Here is a 17,750-nt window from a genome sequence, read left to right as displayed (position 1 = left end):
TATCGAATCACTGCTGATAGCTGATTATTGCAAGCGCGCGGCAAACTCCTGCCATGCGTGCTCAACTAAGCGGTAATCATGATCGTTTAATTCCAATTGCGCCTGCTTTAAACAAAGCTGCATTTGCGCATCAAGTGCGTTAAAGTCATGCGCTAACTGTTGTTCTAATTGCGATAACACTACCGCAAAATGGCCTTGTAAATAGCCACTTGCAAATACTGCATCGTCGTCGCCATTGGCAAGCACAGAACTGACCCAATCAGCTAATTCATTATCATACTTTTCTAACATGTAGACTCCACATCACTCGGCTCCGCCACTTGATACATGACGAAATCACGATAACCACAAACTATCTTATAATAACCTGCCAGCGCAGAATCTAAAAGCGGATCACCACTATCAGCAATTAACGAGCGCCCTTGCAGGGCTTCAAGCTTAGTTTTTGTGGCAATAACAATAATATTATCGCGCCCAATTTGCTGAATAAATGGTGCTGATAACTGCTGATTGCCCCGCCCCAAGATATGCCCTTGGCCGCCAATTAAGGTAATCACCAATTTAACCTGTTTATCTGCCGTAATGGCGAGTAGCTGCTGCGCGGTAACATCACTAGCAACAAGTTGTTGCTGATAAATCACGTCTACGCCAAGCAAGGTATTGGGTAACCCCAGCTCATCCATCACTGCTGCAACCGTTGAACCCGACCCCATCACATAGTAGTAATCATCATCTAGCTCTGACACCACTTCTGCGGCAATGTCGGCTAATACCAGTTCATCAACCTCTTTACCGCCCATTTTTACCGCTTGCACATAACGCGGTTCGGCTGGTACTTGCATTTCACCAAAACGTTTGGCTTTAACAATCCCTTGCCTAAAAGCCACTTCATCGATGTCCATCACATCAGCGGCCATTAAACTGACTAAACGGCCATCGAGCAGCATATTAACCACTTGCCCAGCGGCCTTTGGCGTAATGGCATAAACTCCAGAATGAATTTTCACGCCAGCAGGGACGCCTAGCACCACTTGCTGCTCATCAACCACAGATTCAATATCTCTAGCCGTACCATCCCCCCTGCAAATAACAGTAAATCGACTTGATGGTCACAAATTGCTTTAACTGCCGCTTGGGTATCACTAGCAGTGGTGTCATTCGCCACTGGCATGACTTGGGTATAATGAAAGCCCATTTGCGCTACTACATTCTCCCCCATGGTGCCTGCGGGGCAATAGATATGGATCTGCTCACGCTGATTAAGTAATGGCGTTAAGGCTTGCAGCATACGGCGCTCGGCCATTGGCACTGCACCTTGGGCTAATGCCTCTTTAGCCACACCGTCACTGCCTTTGAGGGCAACACTGCCCCCAAGTCCAGCTAAAGGGTTAATCAATATCCCTAATCGAAAAACCGTTTGGCTCATATTCTGTTCCTATATGGTTAAGCTTGTAACGCTGATGTCGGTTGTTGATTGCGATGATGTGGCACTAACAAAATAGTGATTAATGAAAATAATGCGCACACAGCTGCAAAAATCCAAGTCCACATGGCACCGCTTCCATCCCCCCAAATCATGCCACAAATCCAAGTACCTAATGCGCCGCCCACACCAAAGCTTAAACTGGCATACAGCGCCTGCCCTTGGCTGCGATGGCTAATATCAAACTGTTGGAATACAAATTGAATTGACGCTGCGTGTACTAATCCAAAGGTAAATGCATGCAACAATTGGCTTAAACCAATCAGCCATGGACTGTCCACGCCAAAGGCCATTAATAGCCAACGTAATACAGTCAAACCGATACTGACGGCGAGCAGTGTGACCACGTCGAATTTTTCTAATAAGCGCGGTGCAAACATAAACATAATGATTTCAGCAAGTACACCAAACGCAACAAATACCCCAGCGACAGCTTCGGTATAACCGGCTTGTTTTAAATAGAGCACAAAGAAACCATAAAATGGCCCGGCACTCATTTGTAATAGCATGGCGGAAAACAGAAAAATCCACATATTGCGATTAAGGCTAAGAGGTTTACGCGATGCTTTATCTACCACTGCCGCCCGATTAGCTGGCAATGGCATGGCACATAGCAGCATCCCTAAAAATAGGCTCATACCAATATAAGGCACCACCCAAGGCCCCCACTCGCTAATAGCAAGGCCTGCACCGACCACTAGTACAATATAACCAACACTGCCCCAACTACGAATCGCACCATAACGTGTGGATTGTTCTCCTAGCGTCTCAAGGGTGATCACTTCTAGCTGAGCTAAAATGGCGTTCCAAAAAAAGGTATAAATAGCTAAACTGATCGCTAAATAGGTAAAGCTGCCTTCATAAAAGAAGCTCACATAGGTCAACGCCGCTGTGGCTGCGCCGATTTTAATCAGCTCTGAGCGCATCCCGGTTCTATCTGCCACCAGCGCCCATAGGTTCGGTGCAATAATGCGAGTCGCCATCAAAATAGCTAATAAGAATCCAATTTCCGCGGCATTAAAACCACGGCTATCAAAAAATACACCAAGATAAGGCACCATCACGCCTAATATGGCAAAAAAGAAAAAGTAACAAGCACGTAGCCAACGCAGTTGTTGCTCACTCGACAAGGTTCGCGGCATTAACGCATTCCTAACACAGGGGTTGAACTGGATACACCTTGATTTTGAGCTCGGTGACGTAATAAATGATCCATTAATACAATGGCTAACATGGCTTCTGCAATGGGTACGGCGCGAATGCCCACACATGGATCATGGCGCCCTTTGGTCACCACTTCTGCAGTTTTACCATCACGGGTAATACTGTCACCCGGCACGCTAATACTTGAAGTCGGCTTTAATGCCATATGCGCCACAATTGGCTGACCTGATGATATGCCACCCAACACGCCACCAGCATGGTTTGAGGCAAAGCCATCTAAATACATGAGATCGCGATGTTCAGAGCCTTTTTGATTAATCACGCAAAGCCATCGCCTATCTCAACTCCTTTAACGGCATTAATGCCCATTAACGCGTGGGCAATATCAGCATCTAAACGATCAAATACAGGTTCACCTAGGCCAACGGGCACATTGGTTGCCACCACTGACACTTTGGCACCAATGGAATCGCCTGACTTTTTAAGCTCACGCATATATTCGTCCAATGCCTCTAATTTGTCGGCATCAGGAAAGAAAAATGGGTTTTGTTCTATTTGCGCAAAATCAATCTGCTCGGCACAAATCGGCCTAACTGTGATAGGTAACCATGGATTTCAATGCCATGCACTGCACGTAAATATTTTTTAGCGACTGCGCCAGCAGCAACTCGCATTGCGGTTTCGCGTGCTGATGAACGGCCACCACCACGATAATCGCGTTGGCCATATTTTTGTTGGTAGGTGTAATCGGCATGACCGGGACGGAACAAGTCTTTAATATTGGAGTAATCTTGACTGCGCTGATCGGTATTATTAATTAATAAACCAATTGAGGTGCCAGTGGTAACCCCTTCAAATACACCTGACAAAATTTGCACTTCATCGGCTTCGCGTCTTGCAGTGGTATAACGTGACGTGCCTGGCTTACGGCGATCTAAATCCAATTGCAGATCGGCAACTGAAATCTCTAAACCAGGGGGACAACCATCAATAATACATCCTAAGGCTACGCCATGACTCTCGCCAAAGGTGGTTACAACAAAGTTTTGACCAATACTATTTCCAGACATGCGCTCAAACGCCTCTTATTTTAATTTTTATATTTAAAAAAAGCCTTTTGCTTTCGCGAAAAGGCTTTTTAACTGTCTTTACAGACTATCAAAAAAATCGGTTATTGTTCATCTTTATAGATGGCAAATAATGATTCATTTTCGAGCAGTTGATCACGCGTTAATACAAACACGCCGTCACCGCCATTTTCAAAACTTACCCAAGTAAATGGCACATCTGGATATTGCGCCATTAAATGCACCATTGAGTTACCCACTTCAACCACTAATACACCGTCTTCGGTTAGGTAGTCAGCAGCATTGGCTAAAATGCGCTTGGTCAAATCTAGACCGTCACGGCCAGAACCTAAACCAATTTCAGGTTCATGTTGGTACTCTTCTGGCATATCAGCCAAGTCATCAGCATCAACATACGGTGGGTTCGATACAATCAAATCATATTGCGGGCCACGTGGCACTGCACTAAATAAATCTGACTGCATTGGGAATACACGATCCATCACATCGTGAGTTTCAATATTTATTTGAGCAACTTCTAAAGCATCTTCACTGATATCCAGTGCATCAACTTCTGCGTTCTCAAATTCATGCGCACAAGCAATCGCAATACAGCCACTGCCAGTACAAAGATCCATTACACGGGTAATGTTTTTGTTATATAACCATGGGCTAAAACCATTGGCTATCATTTCCGCGATTGGTGATCTTGGCACTAATACGCGCTCATCAACATAATATTCTAAGCCAGCAAAATAAGCTTTATTAGTGAGATAAGGTACTGGTAAACGCTCTTGCACGCGACGGATGATCAACTCAACAATCTTGTGTTTTTCACTGCTTGTTAAATTGGCATGAATCACTTCATGGCCTAAAGAATCTGGTAGGTGTAATGCGTGAAAAACTAAGGCAATTGCCTCGTCCCAAGCATTATCAGTACCATGACCATAATAGATATTAGCATCATTAAAGCGACTTACTGCCCAGCGCAACATGTCACCGATTGTCCGTAATTCAGTAACGGCTTCATCTACAAATATTTTATCCAAAACTTACTCCAGCAAAACGACTCTAGCGCATTGTAACTGAAGTCGATAAATTTCAATACTATTTGATAGGCGCTATAGTATAATTTAAACGATGACTCGCACTAATTCGTGTGTATTTTGCGCTAATGCCTATAAAAACGGCCACTATTAACTTAAGTAATGATAATTCTATGACCCATATTCCCGATGACGATAAACTTGAGTTTTTACAACTTATTGATGGCATTAAGCCTCTGAATCAGGACAAAATTCATTTTCGTCCAGCCGCAAAAGAGAAACGGTTATTAGAAGAGAAACAGCAACAACAAGATGTAGGTAGCTTTTTTTCTGATACTTATCAGCCTTTGCTTCCAACAGAAGGTGCGATGCGTTGGCGCCGCGAAGATGTAGAAAGCCGCGAATTAAAACTCTTGCGTCGCGGTGATTATCAACCTGATTTGTTACTCGATTTACATGGACTCAGACAAAGCGAAGCCAAGCTTGAAATTGCCGCATTAATTCAAGCTTGCGTAAAACAGAGCATTCAATGCTGCTGTGTAATGCATGGTCATGGTTTGGGTATTTTAAAACAGCAGACACCAATGTGGTTAGCTCAGCATCCGCAAGTAAAAGCCTTCCACCAAGCCTCTAAAGAATGGGGCGGCGATGCGGCCTTATTGGTATTGGTCGATATTGGTGATGAGCCTCACCGTCGTTAACATCTATCCTATAAAAAGATGATCGAGCATAACAAAAAAACAGCGTCAATTGACGCTGTTTTTTAAGCTAAGTTATAAGGTGTATATAACCAAGAAAGCTGTCTTAACTGCTGATTAGGCTCAATCAATGCGATACCTGATGTGGCAAATAATGGTGGCTCACTGCCCATCACTAAATCTGACACCATATAACCTAATAAAGGCATATGCGCTAAGACCAACACCTGTTTTGCCTGATAATGTTCGCCATAGGCAAGCAACAGATCCACTGCGCGGCTTGGGTCCGCATCTGGCGTTAGCTCTTCACAGGTTAATACTTGTTTATCTTCCCCAAAAAGGGGCGCGAGTAATTGCCAACTTTGTTGCGCCCTTAAATAAGGACTCACAAGTATTAAGTCAAAATTAACATGCTGTTGTAAAAGCCATTGACCCACTTTACTTGTTTGTTGCTGCCCATCAAGAGTCAGGGCTCGCTCACGATCACTTGCCGCCATTAATTGGGCTTCACCGTGACGCATTAGAAATAATTGCATATATTAATGTTCATTATGCTAGCTGTTATCTGCGCATTGTAGGTTAATCTCACTATAAAAAAAACAATAAGCTCGAATTGTTATTTGCTAAAAACGACAATCACGATCAATATGTATATATCCAAACGACTTGAAGTTGCAGAATTCAAGTTGTTTAGGTATTCGATGTATTGTCTGCCTGTGCGTACAATTGCTAAGATTGAACAGATAAAATGTAAGAAATGGCTTGTATTTGTCACACTAAAATGGATATTTAGGTATATAATTTATAGGTATATAATTTATCGTTATAATATTTATCTAACCATTTGTAATTGATTAGGAAAATCAATTTACATCATTCATGGAGATACTGTTTGTCTGATTCTATTCTCATAAAAAAGAGCCCCAATGACTCACGTCAATACCAATACTTAACTCTGGATAATCAACTACAGGTATTGCTTGTCGAAGATATGAATGCAGAACAAGCTGCAGCATCCATTGCAGTAAATGTGGGTCACTTTGATGATCCTATTGAACGTCCAGGCATGGCCCATTTTCTTGAGCACATGTTATTTCTTGGTACTGAAAAATACCCCGCTGCCGAAGAGTATCACCAATTTATTAATCAATTTGGTGGTAATCACAATGCGTGGACTGGTACCGAACATACCAACTTTTTCTACAGTATTAACCCTGATGTATTGGAACCGTCACTCGATCGCTTTAGTCAGTTTTTTATTGCCCCCTCATTTGATATCGACCTAGTTGATCGTGAAAGGCATGCCATCGAGTCTGAATTTAGCCTCAAATTAAAAGATGATGTACGCCGCAGCTACCAAGTACTAAAAGAAAGTGTTAATCAACAACACCCTTTTTCAAAATTCTCAGTGGGTAACCTAACCACGTTAGCGGGTGAACAGCAGCAATTAAAAGACGAAGTGCTTAACTTTTACCAGCAACATTATAGCGCCAATTTAATGCGCTTATGTATTGTCGCCCCTGTTGCGCTTGATAAGCTTGCCCAATTAGCACAGCAATATTTTGGTGCCATCGTTAATCGTCAGATTACTAAACAGTACCCCAATGTGCCATTATTAGCGGCGCCGCAATTAACTCAACAAATCAATATTATTCCACTTAAAACGCAACAGCGACTCACCATCAGTTTTAATTTGCCCAATATTGATCAGTTTTATCAAAATAAACCGCTCACCTATCTTAGCCACATTTTAGGTAATGAGAGTAATGGCAGTTTATTAGCGAATTTAAAAGAGCTACAACTGGCAGACCAACTTTCTGCTGGCGGCGGAGTGAGTGGCTATAACTTTAAAAATTATTCGATCAGTATTCATTTGACAGACGAGGGCTGGCAGCAAGTTGATCTCGTCATCCAACTCACATTTGAATTTTTAGCGCTTATTAAGCAGCAGGGCATTGAAGCATGGCGATACGATGAGCGTGCTAACTTATTAAAGCTTGCTTTTAAGTACCAAGAGAAAATTAATCCTCAAGATTTAGCCAGCCACCTCAGCATTAATATGCACCACTATCCAATGAGCGATGTACTTTATGGTGATTACCGCATGGATGGCCTGCTGCATGAGCAAACTCAAGCATTGCTGGATTTAATGAATGTTGACAATATGCGACTTGAGTTAGTGGGTAAAAAACAAGAGTTAGCCCACCCACAACAAGCAGCATGGTACGACACCCCCTATTCTATCAGTGCAATTGAACCTGAAAGACTAGCCCAATGGCGCAACCTCACCCCAAGAGCAGAACTGCAATTATCAGCCCCAAATCCTTTTATCATCAGTGATGCAGAAGTTTTTGAAGAAAGCAGTGATTCTGCAATTCCACAAATTGCGACTGAAGGCGCAGGATACCGAATTTGGCATAAAAAAGATGACACATTTAATGTGCCTAAAGGTCATATATACCTATCTATTGACTCAATACAGGCAAGCCAAACGCCAAAACATGCCGCACTCACGCGTTTATATGTTGAAATACTACTCGACTACTTAGTGGAATATACCTACCAAGCTGAAGTTGCCGGTCTGGGTTACAATATCTACCCTCATCAAGGCGGTATTACTCTCCATTTAAGCGGCTTTACGGGTAAACAAGAACAACTTTTAGAATTAATCATTAGTAAGGCGCGCTTGCGTGATTTTAGCCAAGAACGTTTTGATTTAATTAAAAAACAGTTACTGGAAAGTTGGCATAATCAGAAGCAAGCTAAACCGATCTCGCAACTATTTACCAGCTTAACGGTTACCTTACAAAAGAGTAATTATGAGCCTGAAAAATTAGCGGCGCTATTAGCAGAATCTACACTTGCAGATCTCTATCAGCATATTGATGAATTTTACCAAGCAATTCATGTAGAAGGGTTATTGTATGGAAATTACCCACGAAAAGAAGCGGCTCGTTTTGGTAAAAACTTACAGCAATTACTGAGCATTGTTAGCCAACCCAGTGATGAGGCAAAACGAGAACTGATTAACCTCGCCGGTTACGGCAGTTTACTCAGAGACATACAAGTTGAACATCAAGATAGTGCCATTATTGTTTACTATCAGGCGCAGCAAGCTAACAGCAAACAGATGGCTTTATATGCGCTACTAAACCACACCATGTCTTCGACGTTTTACCATGAATTACGTACCGAAAAACAGCTAGGCTATATGGTGGGCACCGGATATTTACCGTTAAATAGACACCCGGGGATGATCTTTTATATTCAGTCTCCTACCGCCTCACCATTGCAATTACTCAAGGCTATTGATGAGTTTATTGCTGACTTTACTTACGCATTATTGCAAATCACCGATCAGCAATGGCTCACCACTAAACAAGGCTTAGTTCAGCAACTGCTTGAGCGTGATACCAACTTAAAAGCCAGTAGCCAACGTTTTTGGGGCAGTATTGGTAATAAAGATTACCAATTCAATCAACGTGAATTGGTGGCAAGCCATATCGAATCACTTGAACGTGCTGATTTGATTAAGTTAACCATGCAGAAGATGCGACCAAGCCAGCCAGATCGTCTAATCCTGACATCAACAGGTGTTGAACATCGTAATGAACCAAGTATCCCATCAAGTAAATACATTGATGATATCACTCAGTTTAAAGCTGATGCAGCTAAGTTTTTGCTATAAAAAATGATGACCAACAAAAAAGGACAACCACAGGGTTGTCCTTTTTGATTGAGTTAACAACAACGGCTTAGTAGAAGGTTCTCCCCTCTTGCGCCATATCGACTAACAATTGACACGGCTCAAAACGCTCGCCAAATTGTTGTTGATAGCCTTGCAAAATAGCCACAACATTGTCGACACCTAGACTATCAATATATTTAAATGGTCCCCCTAAGAATGGCGGAAAACCAATACCAAAGATAGCACCAATATCACCATCACGGGCTGAAGCAATAATCCCCTGCTCTAAACAACGTACCGCTTCATTGAGCATTTGTACTGTGCAACGCTGTGCTACGATATCACTGTCATGTACATCATTAGGCGTTAACCCCAACACCCCATACACACTTTCATCAACCAGTTTCTTTTTACTGCTCTTATCATTGTATTGATAGAAACCTTTGCCATTTTTACGCCCTTTACGGTCGTCAGCGAGTAGTTGTTCAAATGCTTGAGGCGGAGCAAAACGCTCACCTAATTCAGAGGCTAAAATCGGCGATATTTTGGCACCAACATCAATACCCACTTCATCCAATAATGTCATGGGCCGACAGGGAAACCAAACTTAACCAATGCTTTATCTAAACCATCAACCGAATTACCTTCTAACAATAGTTGCGCGGCTTCATTCATATATAAAGCGAGAATTCGATTCACATAAAAACCCGCACCATCTTGTACGACAATCGGAGTTTTACCCTGCTTTTTAGCAAAAGCAACGGTAGTCGCGATGGTTTGTGGGGAGGTTTTGGCATGAGCGATAACTTCTACCAATGGCATTTTTTCTACTGGCGAAAAATAATGTAAACCAATGACATTCTCAGGGCGCGTAGCCACCTCTGCAATTTGTGCAATCGGCAATGACGAGGTGTTAGATGCAAAAATAGTATGCTCACTGCATTCACGCTCAATTTCCTGCACCATTTGATGCTTTAAGGCTAAATCTTCAAATACCGCTTCAACCACAATATCAGCATCTTTAACACCAGTATAATCCACAGTGGTGGTCATTTTTGCCATGATATTGTCACGCACCGCGGGTGTCATATGCTTACGTTTAACCCCTTGATTAATCAATTTATAAGCATAAGCTAACGCATTGCTTAATCCTTGCTGGTTAATATCTTTGACTCGCACCGGTAATTTGGCTTTATTGATGGTGACAGAAGCGATACCGCCGCCCATTAAACCACCACCAAGTACCACTGCTTTGTTGATTTTTTGTGGCTTAACATCATCAGCGACACCGGTCTCTTTTTTCATTTCGGTGGTGGCAAAAAAGATACTGCGTAATGCAGCAGACTCTGGCGTCATCACCAATTCGGCAAAATGATGCGCTTCGGCTAATAAACCTTGTTCAATGCCCTTTTCCATCCCTTGACGGACACAGTCAATAATCTTATTCGGTGCAGGATAGTTACCCTGTGTTTTTTTATAAACTTGTTTACCAGCTTGATCAAAAATCACATTGCGACCAAACGTATTGGTCTCTAATGCTTTATCAACCATAGACTGGGTCGCTTTGCGAGCGTGACGTTTACCTGATAACGCCATATTTACGGCAGTTTCTAACAAAATAGTATTAGGTACAACATCATCAACCAAAGCCATTTTTAACGCTTGTTTAGGTCTAACTTGTTTGCCTGTTAACATCAAATCTAATGCTTTTGCGATACCTATCCGACGAGGTAAGCGTTGTGTACCACCGCCGCCAGGCAATAATCCTAACTGCACTTCGGGTAAACCCAGCATAGTTTTAGGGTCATCAGTACAGACTCGTTGATGACACGCTAACGCAAGTTCCAAACCACCACCTAAACATGCGCCATTAATTGCAGCTATCACTGGAATATTAAGGTTTTCCAGCTCATTAAACACTTCATGACCTTGCTGACTTAATGCTTTTGCGTCTTCATATGTTTGGCAAGCATCAAGCATACTAATGTCAGCGCCGGCAATAAATGAATCGGCTTTACCTGAGATAATCACTAACCCTTTAATTGTTTTATTGGCCTTGATTTCTGCAATAATCTCGGTAATTTCAGGTGCGAATTCTGCTTTAAGCGTATTCATTGATTCATTAACCACATCAATGGTTAAGATTGCAATACCATCATCGCGCTCAACTAATGTAAATGTGTTTTCCATGGTTACTCTACCTCCACAATCATTGCTGCACCTAAGCCACCAGCAGCACATGCTGTAGCTAAACCTGTTCCGCCGCCACGGCGTTGTAACTCACGGCAAACTTGCGTAATTAAACGGGTACCGGTTGCAGCAAATGGATGTCCATAAGCGAGTGAACCACCGAGTACATTAAACTTGCTCATATCAATTTCACCAATGGCGCGATCTCGGCCTAATTTCTCTTGAGCGAATTTTTTAGAAGCAAACATCTTCATATTTGCCAAACTTTGCGCCGCAAATGCTTCATGCATCTCAATTAAAGTCAGGTCTTCTAACTCCATACCTGCACGAGCTAATGCTAATGGCGTCGCATATGAAGGACCCATTAGCATGTCTTGCCATACATCAATAGCGGTGAAGGCATAACTCTTAATATAGCCAATTGGCTGATAACCCAGCGCTTTAGCTTTACTTTCATTCATTAAAATAATGGCCGATGCACCATCTGTTAATGGCGTACTATTAGCTGCGGTAACCGTGCCATGTTTACGATCAAAAGCGGGTTTTAATTTGGCATAAGAAGCCAAAGTAGAATCTTCACGAATATTATTATCACGCTCAATAAATTGCTTATATGGCGGCACGTGCGCCACCATTACTTCATCAGCTAATTTCCCGGCATTCCATGTTTCAGCAGCAAGTTGGTGTGAGCGATGGGCTAATGCATCTTGATCAGCACGACTAATTTGGTAAGTTTTCGCCATCTGTTCAGCGGTCTGCCCCATTGACAAGCCTGTTGAATACTCAGCAACTGCTGGCGGTACAGGCAATAAATCTTTCACTCCTAAACGAGTAAAAATGGCCAGTTTCTGACTCATAGTACGGGCTTTCGTTAAATCAACTAACGCCGCGGCCAGTTTGGTAGAAACGCCTATCGGTAATACTGATGAAGAGTCTGCACCTCCCGCAATACCAATTTCAATATTACCGGTTAAAATTGATTCTGCTACATTGGCTGCTGATTGGAAACTGGTAGCGCAGGCACGTGTAACACTATAAGCATCTGTACTTATATCCATGCCTGTCCCTAATACGATCTCACGCGCAATGTTAGGTGCTGCAGGCATCTGTACCACCTGACCATAAACGAGTTGATCAATTAACTTGGGGTCAAGCTCACTACGAACAAGCAATTCGTTGACGACCATTTTGCCCATATCAAGTGCCGAAACACCATTAAATGCAGTGGCTTGTTTAGCAAATGGCGTTCTTAGGCCTGCTACGATCGCAATCCGTTCGCCTTTTGCTGTTTTTAATTGTTGTTTTACACTCATCCTGTGCCCTCGTTATCCTAGTAAACCCATTGATTTGCCAAAAATTAGTGGTATGTTATTGCACTATATTTATAGCCTTTATCAGAGGTCTGACCAACCAGTAGTGACTAAATAGTAACGTTTTGTTAGCAAGTTTTAAACACTTGTTTGTTTTTTTGTCGCTTGCACATTGCTAATGGAATTTTTTAGCCTTACTTAGGTCTATCCTTTTAACTTTATCAACCGAGTGAACAATCATGCCATTGAATAAATTTAATGCATTACGCAGTTATCTCGATCAGGTTATCTTAGGTCAACCGACCCTAACCGAAAATTTACTTATCGCACTTATTGCTAATGGTCATCTTTTGGTTGAAGGCCCTCCAGGACTTGCCAAAACACGTGCCGTAAAGGCCTTATGTGACGGGGTTGAAGGTGATTTTCAACGTATTCAGTTTACCCCAGACCTCCTGCCTGCAGACTTAACGGGTACTGATATTTACCGTGCTCAAACGGCCACATTTGAATTTGAAGCAGGTCCAATATTTCATAACTTGATTTTGGCTGATGAAATCAACCGTGCTCCTGCAAAAGTACAATCGGCATTGTTAGAAGCAATGGCTGAAGGTCAAGTTACTGTAGGTAAAACCAGTTATAAATTACCCGATCTATTTTTAGTGATGGCAACCCAAAATCCGTTAGAAAACGAAGGTACTTACCCGCTCCCTGAAGCGCAGCTCGATCGTTTTTTAATGCATTTGAACTTAGATTACCCAAGCGCAGCTACTGAATTAGATATTTTACGGTTATCGCGTAATGAAGCCATTAGCCAACATATGGCAACGGTTACGCCTATTGCTCAAGCGGATATTTTTAGCGCGCGTAAAGCGGCACTTGAGATCTATCTTGCTGAATCTTTAGAGCAATATATTGTTGATATCATTATGGCCACACGTCAGCCACAAGCTTATAGCCCTGAACTTGCAAGCTGGCTTGAATATGGTGTTAGTCCTCGTGCGACCCAATCACTTGAACGTTGTGCGAGAGCCAGAGCATGGCTACATAATCGCGACTTTGTGTCACCTGAAGATATTCAAGCCGTCGCACCAAATGTATTACGCCATCGTTTACTGCTGAGCTACCAAGCGCAAGCAGAAGGTGTGACGAGTGATCGCGTAATTAACTATATTCTTAATCAAGTAGCGGTTCCTTAATATGACAGCACAAGCAGATTTACCCCTATTTGCCGACGGCATTGGCTAAATGAAAAAGAACTGCTTGCCTGTCAGAGTATCGCGCGAGCCATTCCAGAAAGAGTCAGCAAAGCTAGAGCTCATCTTGCAGGGCATCGCGCGAGCTTGATTAAAGGTCGTGGAATGGAGTTTGCCGAAGTGCGACATTATCAAAATGGTGATGATGTCCGTACTATCGACTGGCGAGTCACGGCCAGAACAGGTAAAGCACATACAAAACTCTTTGTAGAAGAGCGTGAACGCCCTATCTACCTATTAATTGATATGAGTAATAGCCTCTATTTTGGCTCAAGCTTAATGTTGCAATCAGTCCAAGCTGCTCATTTAGCTGCAACTTTGGGTTGGAGCGCAATTCATCATGGCGATCGCTTAGGCGCACTTATCGCCTGTGAAAATGAGCATTTAGAACTGAAGCCCCGCAGCCGTCAAATGGGCATTTTGCAATTAATTGCAGGCTTAAAAAAAATACATGATCAACAACTTAAGCAGCTAGAACAGCCAACTCAAAACCCAAATCATCTACTTAAAGCCTGCCAACGTTTGCAACGTATTGCTAAACCGGGCTCTTTAATTTGGATTATTACTGATGGCATGGATGTAACCCAGCAATGTTTAGCACCACTGTCAGAACTAAAGCGTCATTGTGATATGGGGGCTTTTGTCATCACAGATCCCTTAAGACAAGGTACGCTTGATTTACCAAAGCGTTTTAGCTTACCGGTAAAAGATGCGGGTGTTGAGCGTATTTTAGATAGAGAAAGTTATGGCCAATGGCTAGCAGAGCAACAAGCAAAACAACTTAGCTTTATCCAGTTAATGGATAAATTAAGGGTACAAACTCGTTTTATTGATGCAGCAAAACCATTAAGCCAACAATTGGAGCTATTGAGATAATATGGATCCTAATATTCAATCTGCGTTAGCTCAACTACAGGATATCCACACACCAACAGCAATTCATAACTGGCCTATCGCCTATGGTTATTGGATCTGTTTGGTGCTGTTTATCCTCATCATTGGTGGTATTGTTTGGCTACTCAAGCGCAAACAGCAACGCAATAAAATTAAACATGAAGCACTAGTGGTATTGGAATATTTTGATAAACAATCTCCGCAATACAGTAACGACATTAATAGCTTACTTAAACGAGTTGTTTTGCAATATGTCGCAAGAACACACATTGCCAAAATTGATGATGCCATCTGGTTTACTTGGTTAGATCAATTGCTAGCGGCGGATAAACAAGGCCAATTTGCGCAATTATTAGGTAACCGCTTTGCCAAACCGCAACACAATCCGGACACTAATGAACAACTCTATCAATTAACTAAATGCTGGTTAAAAGGCGCATTACCATTAACTGATAAGCAGTTAGCTAAGTTAACTAAGGAGTTATCATGTTAACCTTCGCATGGCCTTATCTATTTATCTTGTTGCCATTGCCATTGCTGTTTAAAACCAAACAAAAACAGCAAACAGGTCATTTGCATCTCCCTGGAGTTGGTCATGGTCAGCAAGCAAACCTCTCATCAAAAGGCAAGCCTAAACGTATTTTATTATGGTTAATGTGGGCGCTATTAATTACTGCTGTCGCTCGTCCATTATGGGTGGGGGAACCCATTGAACTGCCAGCCAAAGGCCGTGACTTAATGGTTGCAGTTGATCTTTCTGGCAGTATGCAAATTGATGACATGGTACTCAATGGCCAAAATGTTGACCGGTTTACAGTCATTCAGCATGTAGTCAGTGACTTTATCGACCGCCGTAAAGGTGACCGCATCGGTTTAATTTTATTTGCTGATCATGCCTACTTACAGGCTCCCCTCACCCTTGACCGTAAAACGGTGGCTCAGTATTTACGCGAGGCGCAAATCGGCTTAGTCGGTAAACAAACGGCAATTGGCGAAGCCATTGCGTTAGGCGTTAAACGTTTCGACAAACTAGATAACAGTAATAAAGTGCTTATTTTATTAACTGACGGTTCTAATAACGCAGGTAACATCGCACCATTACAAGCAGCAGAATTAGCTAAAGACAGTGGTGTTAAAGTGTATACCATTGGTGTCGGCGCTGATGAAATGCTAAGGCGTTCATTATTTGGTACACAGCGGTTAATCCATCATCAGATCTCGATGAAGCAACACTAACTAAGATTGCTCAAATTACTGGTGGTGAATATTTTAGAGCAAGAGATCCACAGCAATTGGAACAGATTTATCATGAAATCGATAAACTGCAACCCGTTAGCAGGGATCAACTCAGTTATCGCCCACAAACTGAACTCTTTTATTGGCCGCTTGCCTTTTCATTACTCGCAAGTGCATTGATGGCCATCGGCAGTTTGCCGCTATTTCAACGTAAACGTACGGAGAAATCGCAATGACCTTTCATTTTATAAGACCTGAATGGTTATTCAGCCTATTACCTTTAGTTGCACTGGCAATTTTGTTATGGCGCACAAAACCATCGAGTGCAGGCTGGAGTCGTTTTATTGCACCGCATTTAGCCAAACTATTGGTTGAAAATACTAACCCGCAACGTAACTATAATTTAGGGCTACTGTTTGTCTGTTGGTTAATTGCCACTATCGCATTAGCGGGCCCAAGTTTTAGCAAAAAAGAATTACCTGTTTTTGCATCAAGCCAAGGGCGCGTGATAGTGATGGACATGTCAACCTCACTCTTTGCTAACGACATGCCGCCAAATCGTTTGACCCAAGAGAAATTTGCAGCAACCGATCTTATTAATAGCCTTAAAGACGGTGAAACAGGGTTAATAGCTTATGCGGGAGACGCCTTTATTATTAGTCCGTTAACTCAAGATAAAGCCACATTACTGAACCTGTTACCCACCTTGTCACCTTCTATTATGCCAGTGCAAGGTTCTGACGTAAGTAGTGCAATTGCCAAGGCCAAAGAACTATTAGGCCAAAGCGGACACGTCAAAGGCGATATCATCTTACTCACTGATGGTGTTAGCGCTAAACAATTAGGATTAGTCAACAAGCAACTGCAAGGTAGTCAATATCGATTAGCGGTAATGGCATTGGGAAGTGAACAAGGTTCGCCAATTCAACTACCTGACGGGCAATTATTAAAAGATAATAGCAATCAAGTGGTTATTGCCAAAACTGATTATTCGCTACTGCAACAATTAGCTTCTGCCAATAATGGCATTATGTTACCTGTTAGCGCGGCCAACAACCAAGTCAGCCGGGTTGATAGTTGGCTTAGCGATAGTACAAGCTCAAAAGCGACCGATCTAAAAGGCAGTACTTGGCAAGATGCTGGCGCTTATCTGGTTTTATTATTGCTCATCCCTGCACTGTTAAGTTTTCGATATGGTTTAGTCTCCGTATTAGCCTTATGCGTGCTTTTACCTATTGATAATGCCCATGCCAGTGTTTGGAATGACCTTTGGCAAACTCAAGCGCAGCAGGCACAACAAGCATTTGATAATAAAGACTATAAACAAGCTGCAGATCAATTTAAGGATCCACAATGGCAAGCAAGCGCACTGTATAAAGCTGGTGATTATGCCAAAGCATTACCGTTATTTGAGCAAGATAACTCTGCTACAGGTTTATATAATCAAGCGAATGCATTAATTCATATGGGCAAAATTGATGAGTCTATCAAACAGTACCAAGCTGCATTAACACTTGAACCTAATATGCAAGCCGCAAAAGATAACTTAGCCATTGCTGAAAAATTAAAGCAGCAGCAAGATAACAAAGATAAACAGAATAAATCTGATAAAGATAAACAACAGAAGCCATCTCAACAGGACAAAAAACAAGGTCAATCTGGACAAGAGCAGCAACAAGGTCAGTCTGGTCAAGACCAGCAACAAGGTCAGTCTGGTCAAG

Annotated in this window: 11 protein-coding genes and 5 pseudogenes; 7 read left to right on the top strand and 9 right to left on the bottom strand. The window is 42.3% G+C overall.

Annotated features, from left to right (window positions below; genetic code table 11):
- Positions 1-24: 24 nt before the first annotated feature.
- The 5 genes and pseudogenes from JCM15074_RS15250 to prmB all read right to left on the bottom strand — a co-directional run bounded on the left by JCM15074_RS15250 (position 25) and on the right by prmB (position 4,763).
- The gene (locus tag JCM15074_RS15250; RefSeq protein WP_025822138.1) at positions 25-291 is read right to left on the bottom strand and encodes a YfcL family protein; all 267 of its coding nucleotides are present in this window, start codon (positions 289-291) and stop codon (positions 25-27) included.
- A pseudogene (locus JCM15074_RS22500) lies at positions 285-1,426 on the bottom strand (ATP-NAD kinase family protein). Before JCM15074_RS22500 ends, JCM15074_RS15250 begins: the two are co-directional and overlap by 7 nt.
- Positions 1,427-1,443: 17 nt before the next feature.
- Positions 1,444-2,625: an MFS transporter gene (locus tag JCM15074_RS15240; RefSeq protein WP_025822136.1), complete on the bottom strand. Its 1,182-nt coding sequence runs from the start codon at positions 2,623-2,625 to the stop codon at positions 1,444-1,446.
- Positions 2,625-3,717, bottom strand: a pseudogene (gene aroC, locus JCM15074_RS22495) (chorismate synthase). The gene JCM15074_RS15240 and the pseudogene aroC overlap by 1 nt, the downstream one beginning before the upstream one ends.
- A gap of 101 nt (positions 3,718-3,818) precedes the next feature.
- Positions 3,819-4,763: a 50S ribosomal protein L3 N(5)-glutamine methyltransferase gene (gene prmB / locus JCM15074_RS15230; protein ID WP_025822134.1), complete on the bottom strand. Its 945-nt coding sequence runs from the start codon at positions 4,761-4,763 to the stop codon at positions 3,819-3,821.
- Positions 4,764-4,933: 170 nt separating this feature from the next.
- Here prmB and smrB point away from each other — a divergent pair, with 170 nt between their 5' ends.
- The gene (smrB, locus tag JCM15074_RS15225; RefSeq protein WP_025822132.1) at positions 4,934-5,461 is read left to right on the top strand and encodes an endonuclease SmrB; all 528 of its coding nucleotides are present in this window, start codon (positions 4,934-4,936) and stop codon (positions 5,459-5,461) included.
- A gap of 62 nt (positions 5,462-5,523) precedes the next feature.
- On the opposite strand, the gene sixA is transcribed toward smrB, so the two are convergent.
- On the bottom strand, positions 5,524-5,994 hold the full coding sequence (gene sixA, locus JCM15074_RS15220; RefSeq protein ID WP_025822130.1) for a phosphohistidine phosphatase SixA: 471 nt from the start codon (positions 5,992-5,994) through the stop codon (positions 5,524-5,526).
- A 356-nt stretch (positions 5,995-6,350) separates the two neighbouring features.
- Here sixA and JCM15074_RS15215 point away from each other — a divergent pair, with 356 nt between their 5' ends.
- Positions 6,351-9,146: an insulinase family protein gene (locus JCM15074_RS15215; protein ID WP_025822128.1), complete on the top strand. Its 2,796-nt coding sequence runs from the start codon at positions 6,351-6,353 to the stop codon at positions 9,144-9,146.
- Between the two features lie 67 nt (positions 9,147-9,213).
- On the opposite strand, the gene JCM15074_RS24995 is transcribed toward JCM15074_RS15215, so the two are convergent.
- The 3 genes and pseudogenes from JCM15074_RS24995 to fadI all read right to left on the bottom strand — a co-directional run bounded on the left by JCM15074_RS24995 (position 9,214) and on the right by fadI (position 12,649).
- On the bottom strand, positions 9,214-9,459 hold the full coding sequence (locus JCM15074_RS24995) for a 3-hydroxyacyl-CoA dehydrogenase family protein (protein ID WP_234400247.1): 246 nt from the start codon (positions 9,457-9,459) through the stop codon (positions 9,214-9,216).
- 174 nt (positions 9,460-9,633) lie between these two features.
- A pseudogene (fadJ, locus tag JCM15074_RS22490) lies at positions 9,634-11,336 on the bottom strand (fatty acid oxidation complex subunit alpha FadJ); the annotation flags it as partial.
- Positions 11,337-11,338: 2 nt separating this feature from the next.
- Complete coding sequence (gene fadI / locus JCM15074_RS15205; RefSeq protein ID WP_025822126.1) at positions 11,339-12,649, bottom strand: acetyl-CoA C-acyltransferase FadI; 1,311 nt, start codon at positions 12,647-12,649, stop codon at positions 11,339-11,341.
- A 236-nt stretch (positions 12,650-12,885) separates the two neighbouring features.
- Between fadI and JCM15074_RS15200 the strand changes: the two genes are divergently transcribed.
- The 5 genes and pseudogenes from JCM15074_RS15200 to JCM15074_RS15180 form a co-directional block, all read left to right on the top strand.
- Complete coding sequence (locus tag JCM15074_RS15200) at positions 12,886-13,842, top strand: AAA family ATPase (RefSeq protein WP_025822123.1); 957 nt, start codon at positions 12,886-12,888, stop codon at positions 13,840-13,842.
- A gap of 1 nt (position 13,843) precedes the next feature.
- A pseudogene (locus JCM15074_RS22485) lies at positions 13,844-14,775 on the top strand (DUF58 domain-containing protein).
- A gap of 1 nt (position 14,776) precedes the next feature.
- Positions 14,777-15,286 carry a DUF4381 domain-containing protein gene (locus tag JCM15074_RS22480; RefSeq protein WP_025822121.1) on the top strand — a complete coding sequence of 170 codons (510 nt, stop codon included), beginning with the start codon at positions 14,777-14,779 and terminating at the stop codon, positions 15,284-15,286.
- Positions 15,280-16,265, top strand: a pseudogene (locus tag JCM15074_RS22475) (vWA domain-containing protein). The gene JCM15074_RS22480 and the pseudogene JCM15074_RS22475 overlap by 7 nt, the downstream one beginning before the upstream one ends.
- Positions 16,262-17,750: VWA domain-containing protein (locus tag JCM15074_RS15180; protein WP_025822119.1), on the top strand; the 1,489-nt coding region annotated here is incomplete at its 3' end. The pseudogene JCM15074_RS22475 and the gene JCM15074_RS15180, both read left to right, overlap by 4 nt.

The sequence above is a fragment of the Shewanella marina JCM 15074 genome, assembly GCF_000614975.1.
Classification (GTDB): Bacteria; Pseudomonadota; Gammaproteobacteria; order Enterobacterales; family Shewanellaceae; genus Shewanella; species Shewanella marina.
This window is presented reverse-complemented; position numbering and strand designations above follow the sequence as displayed.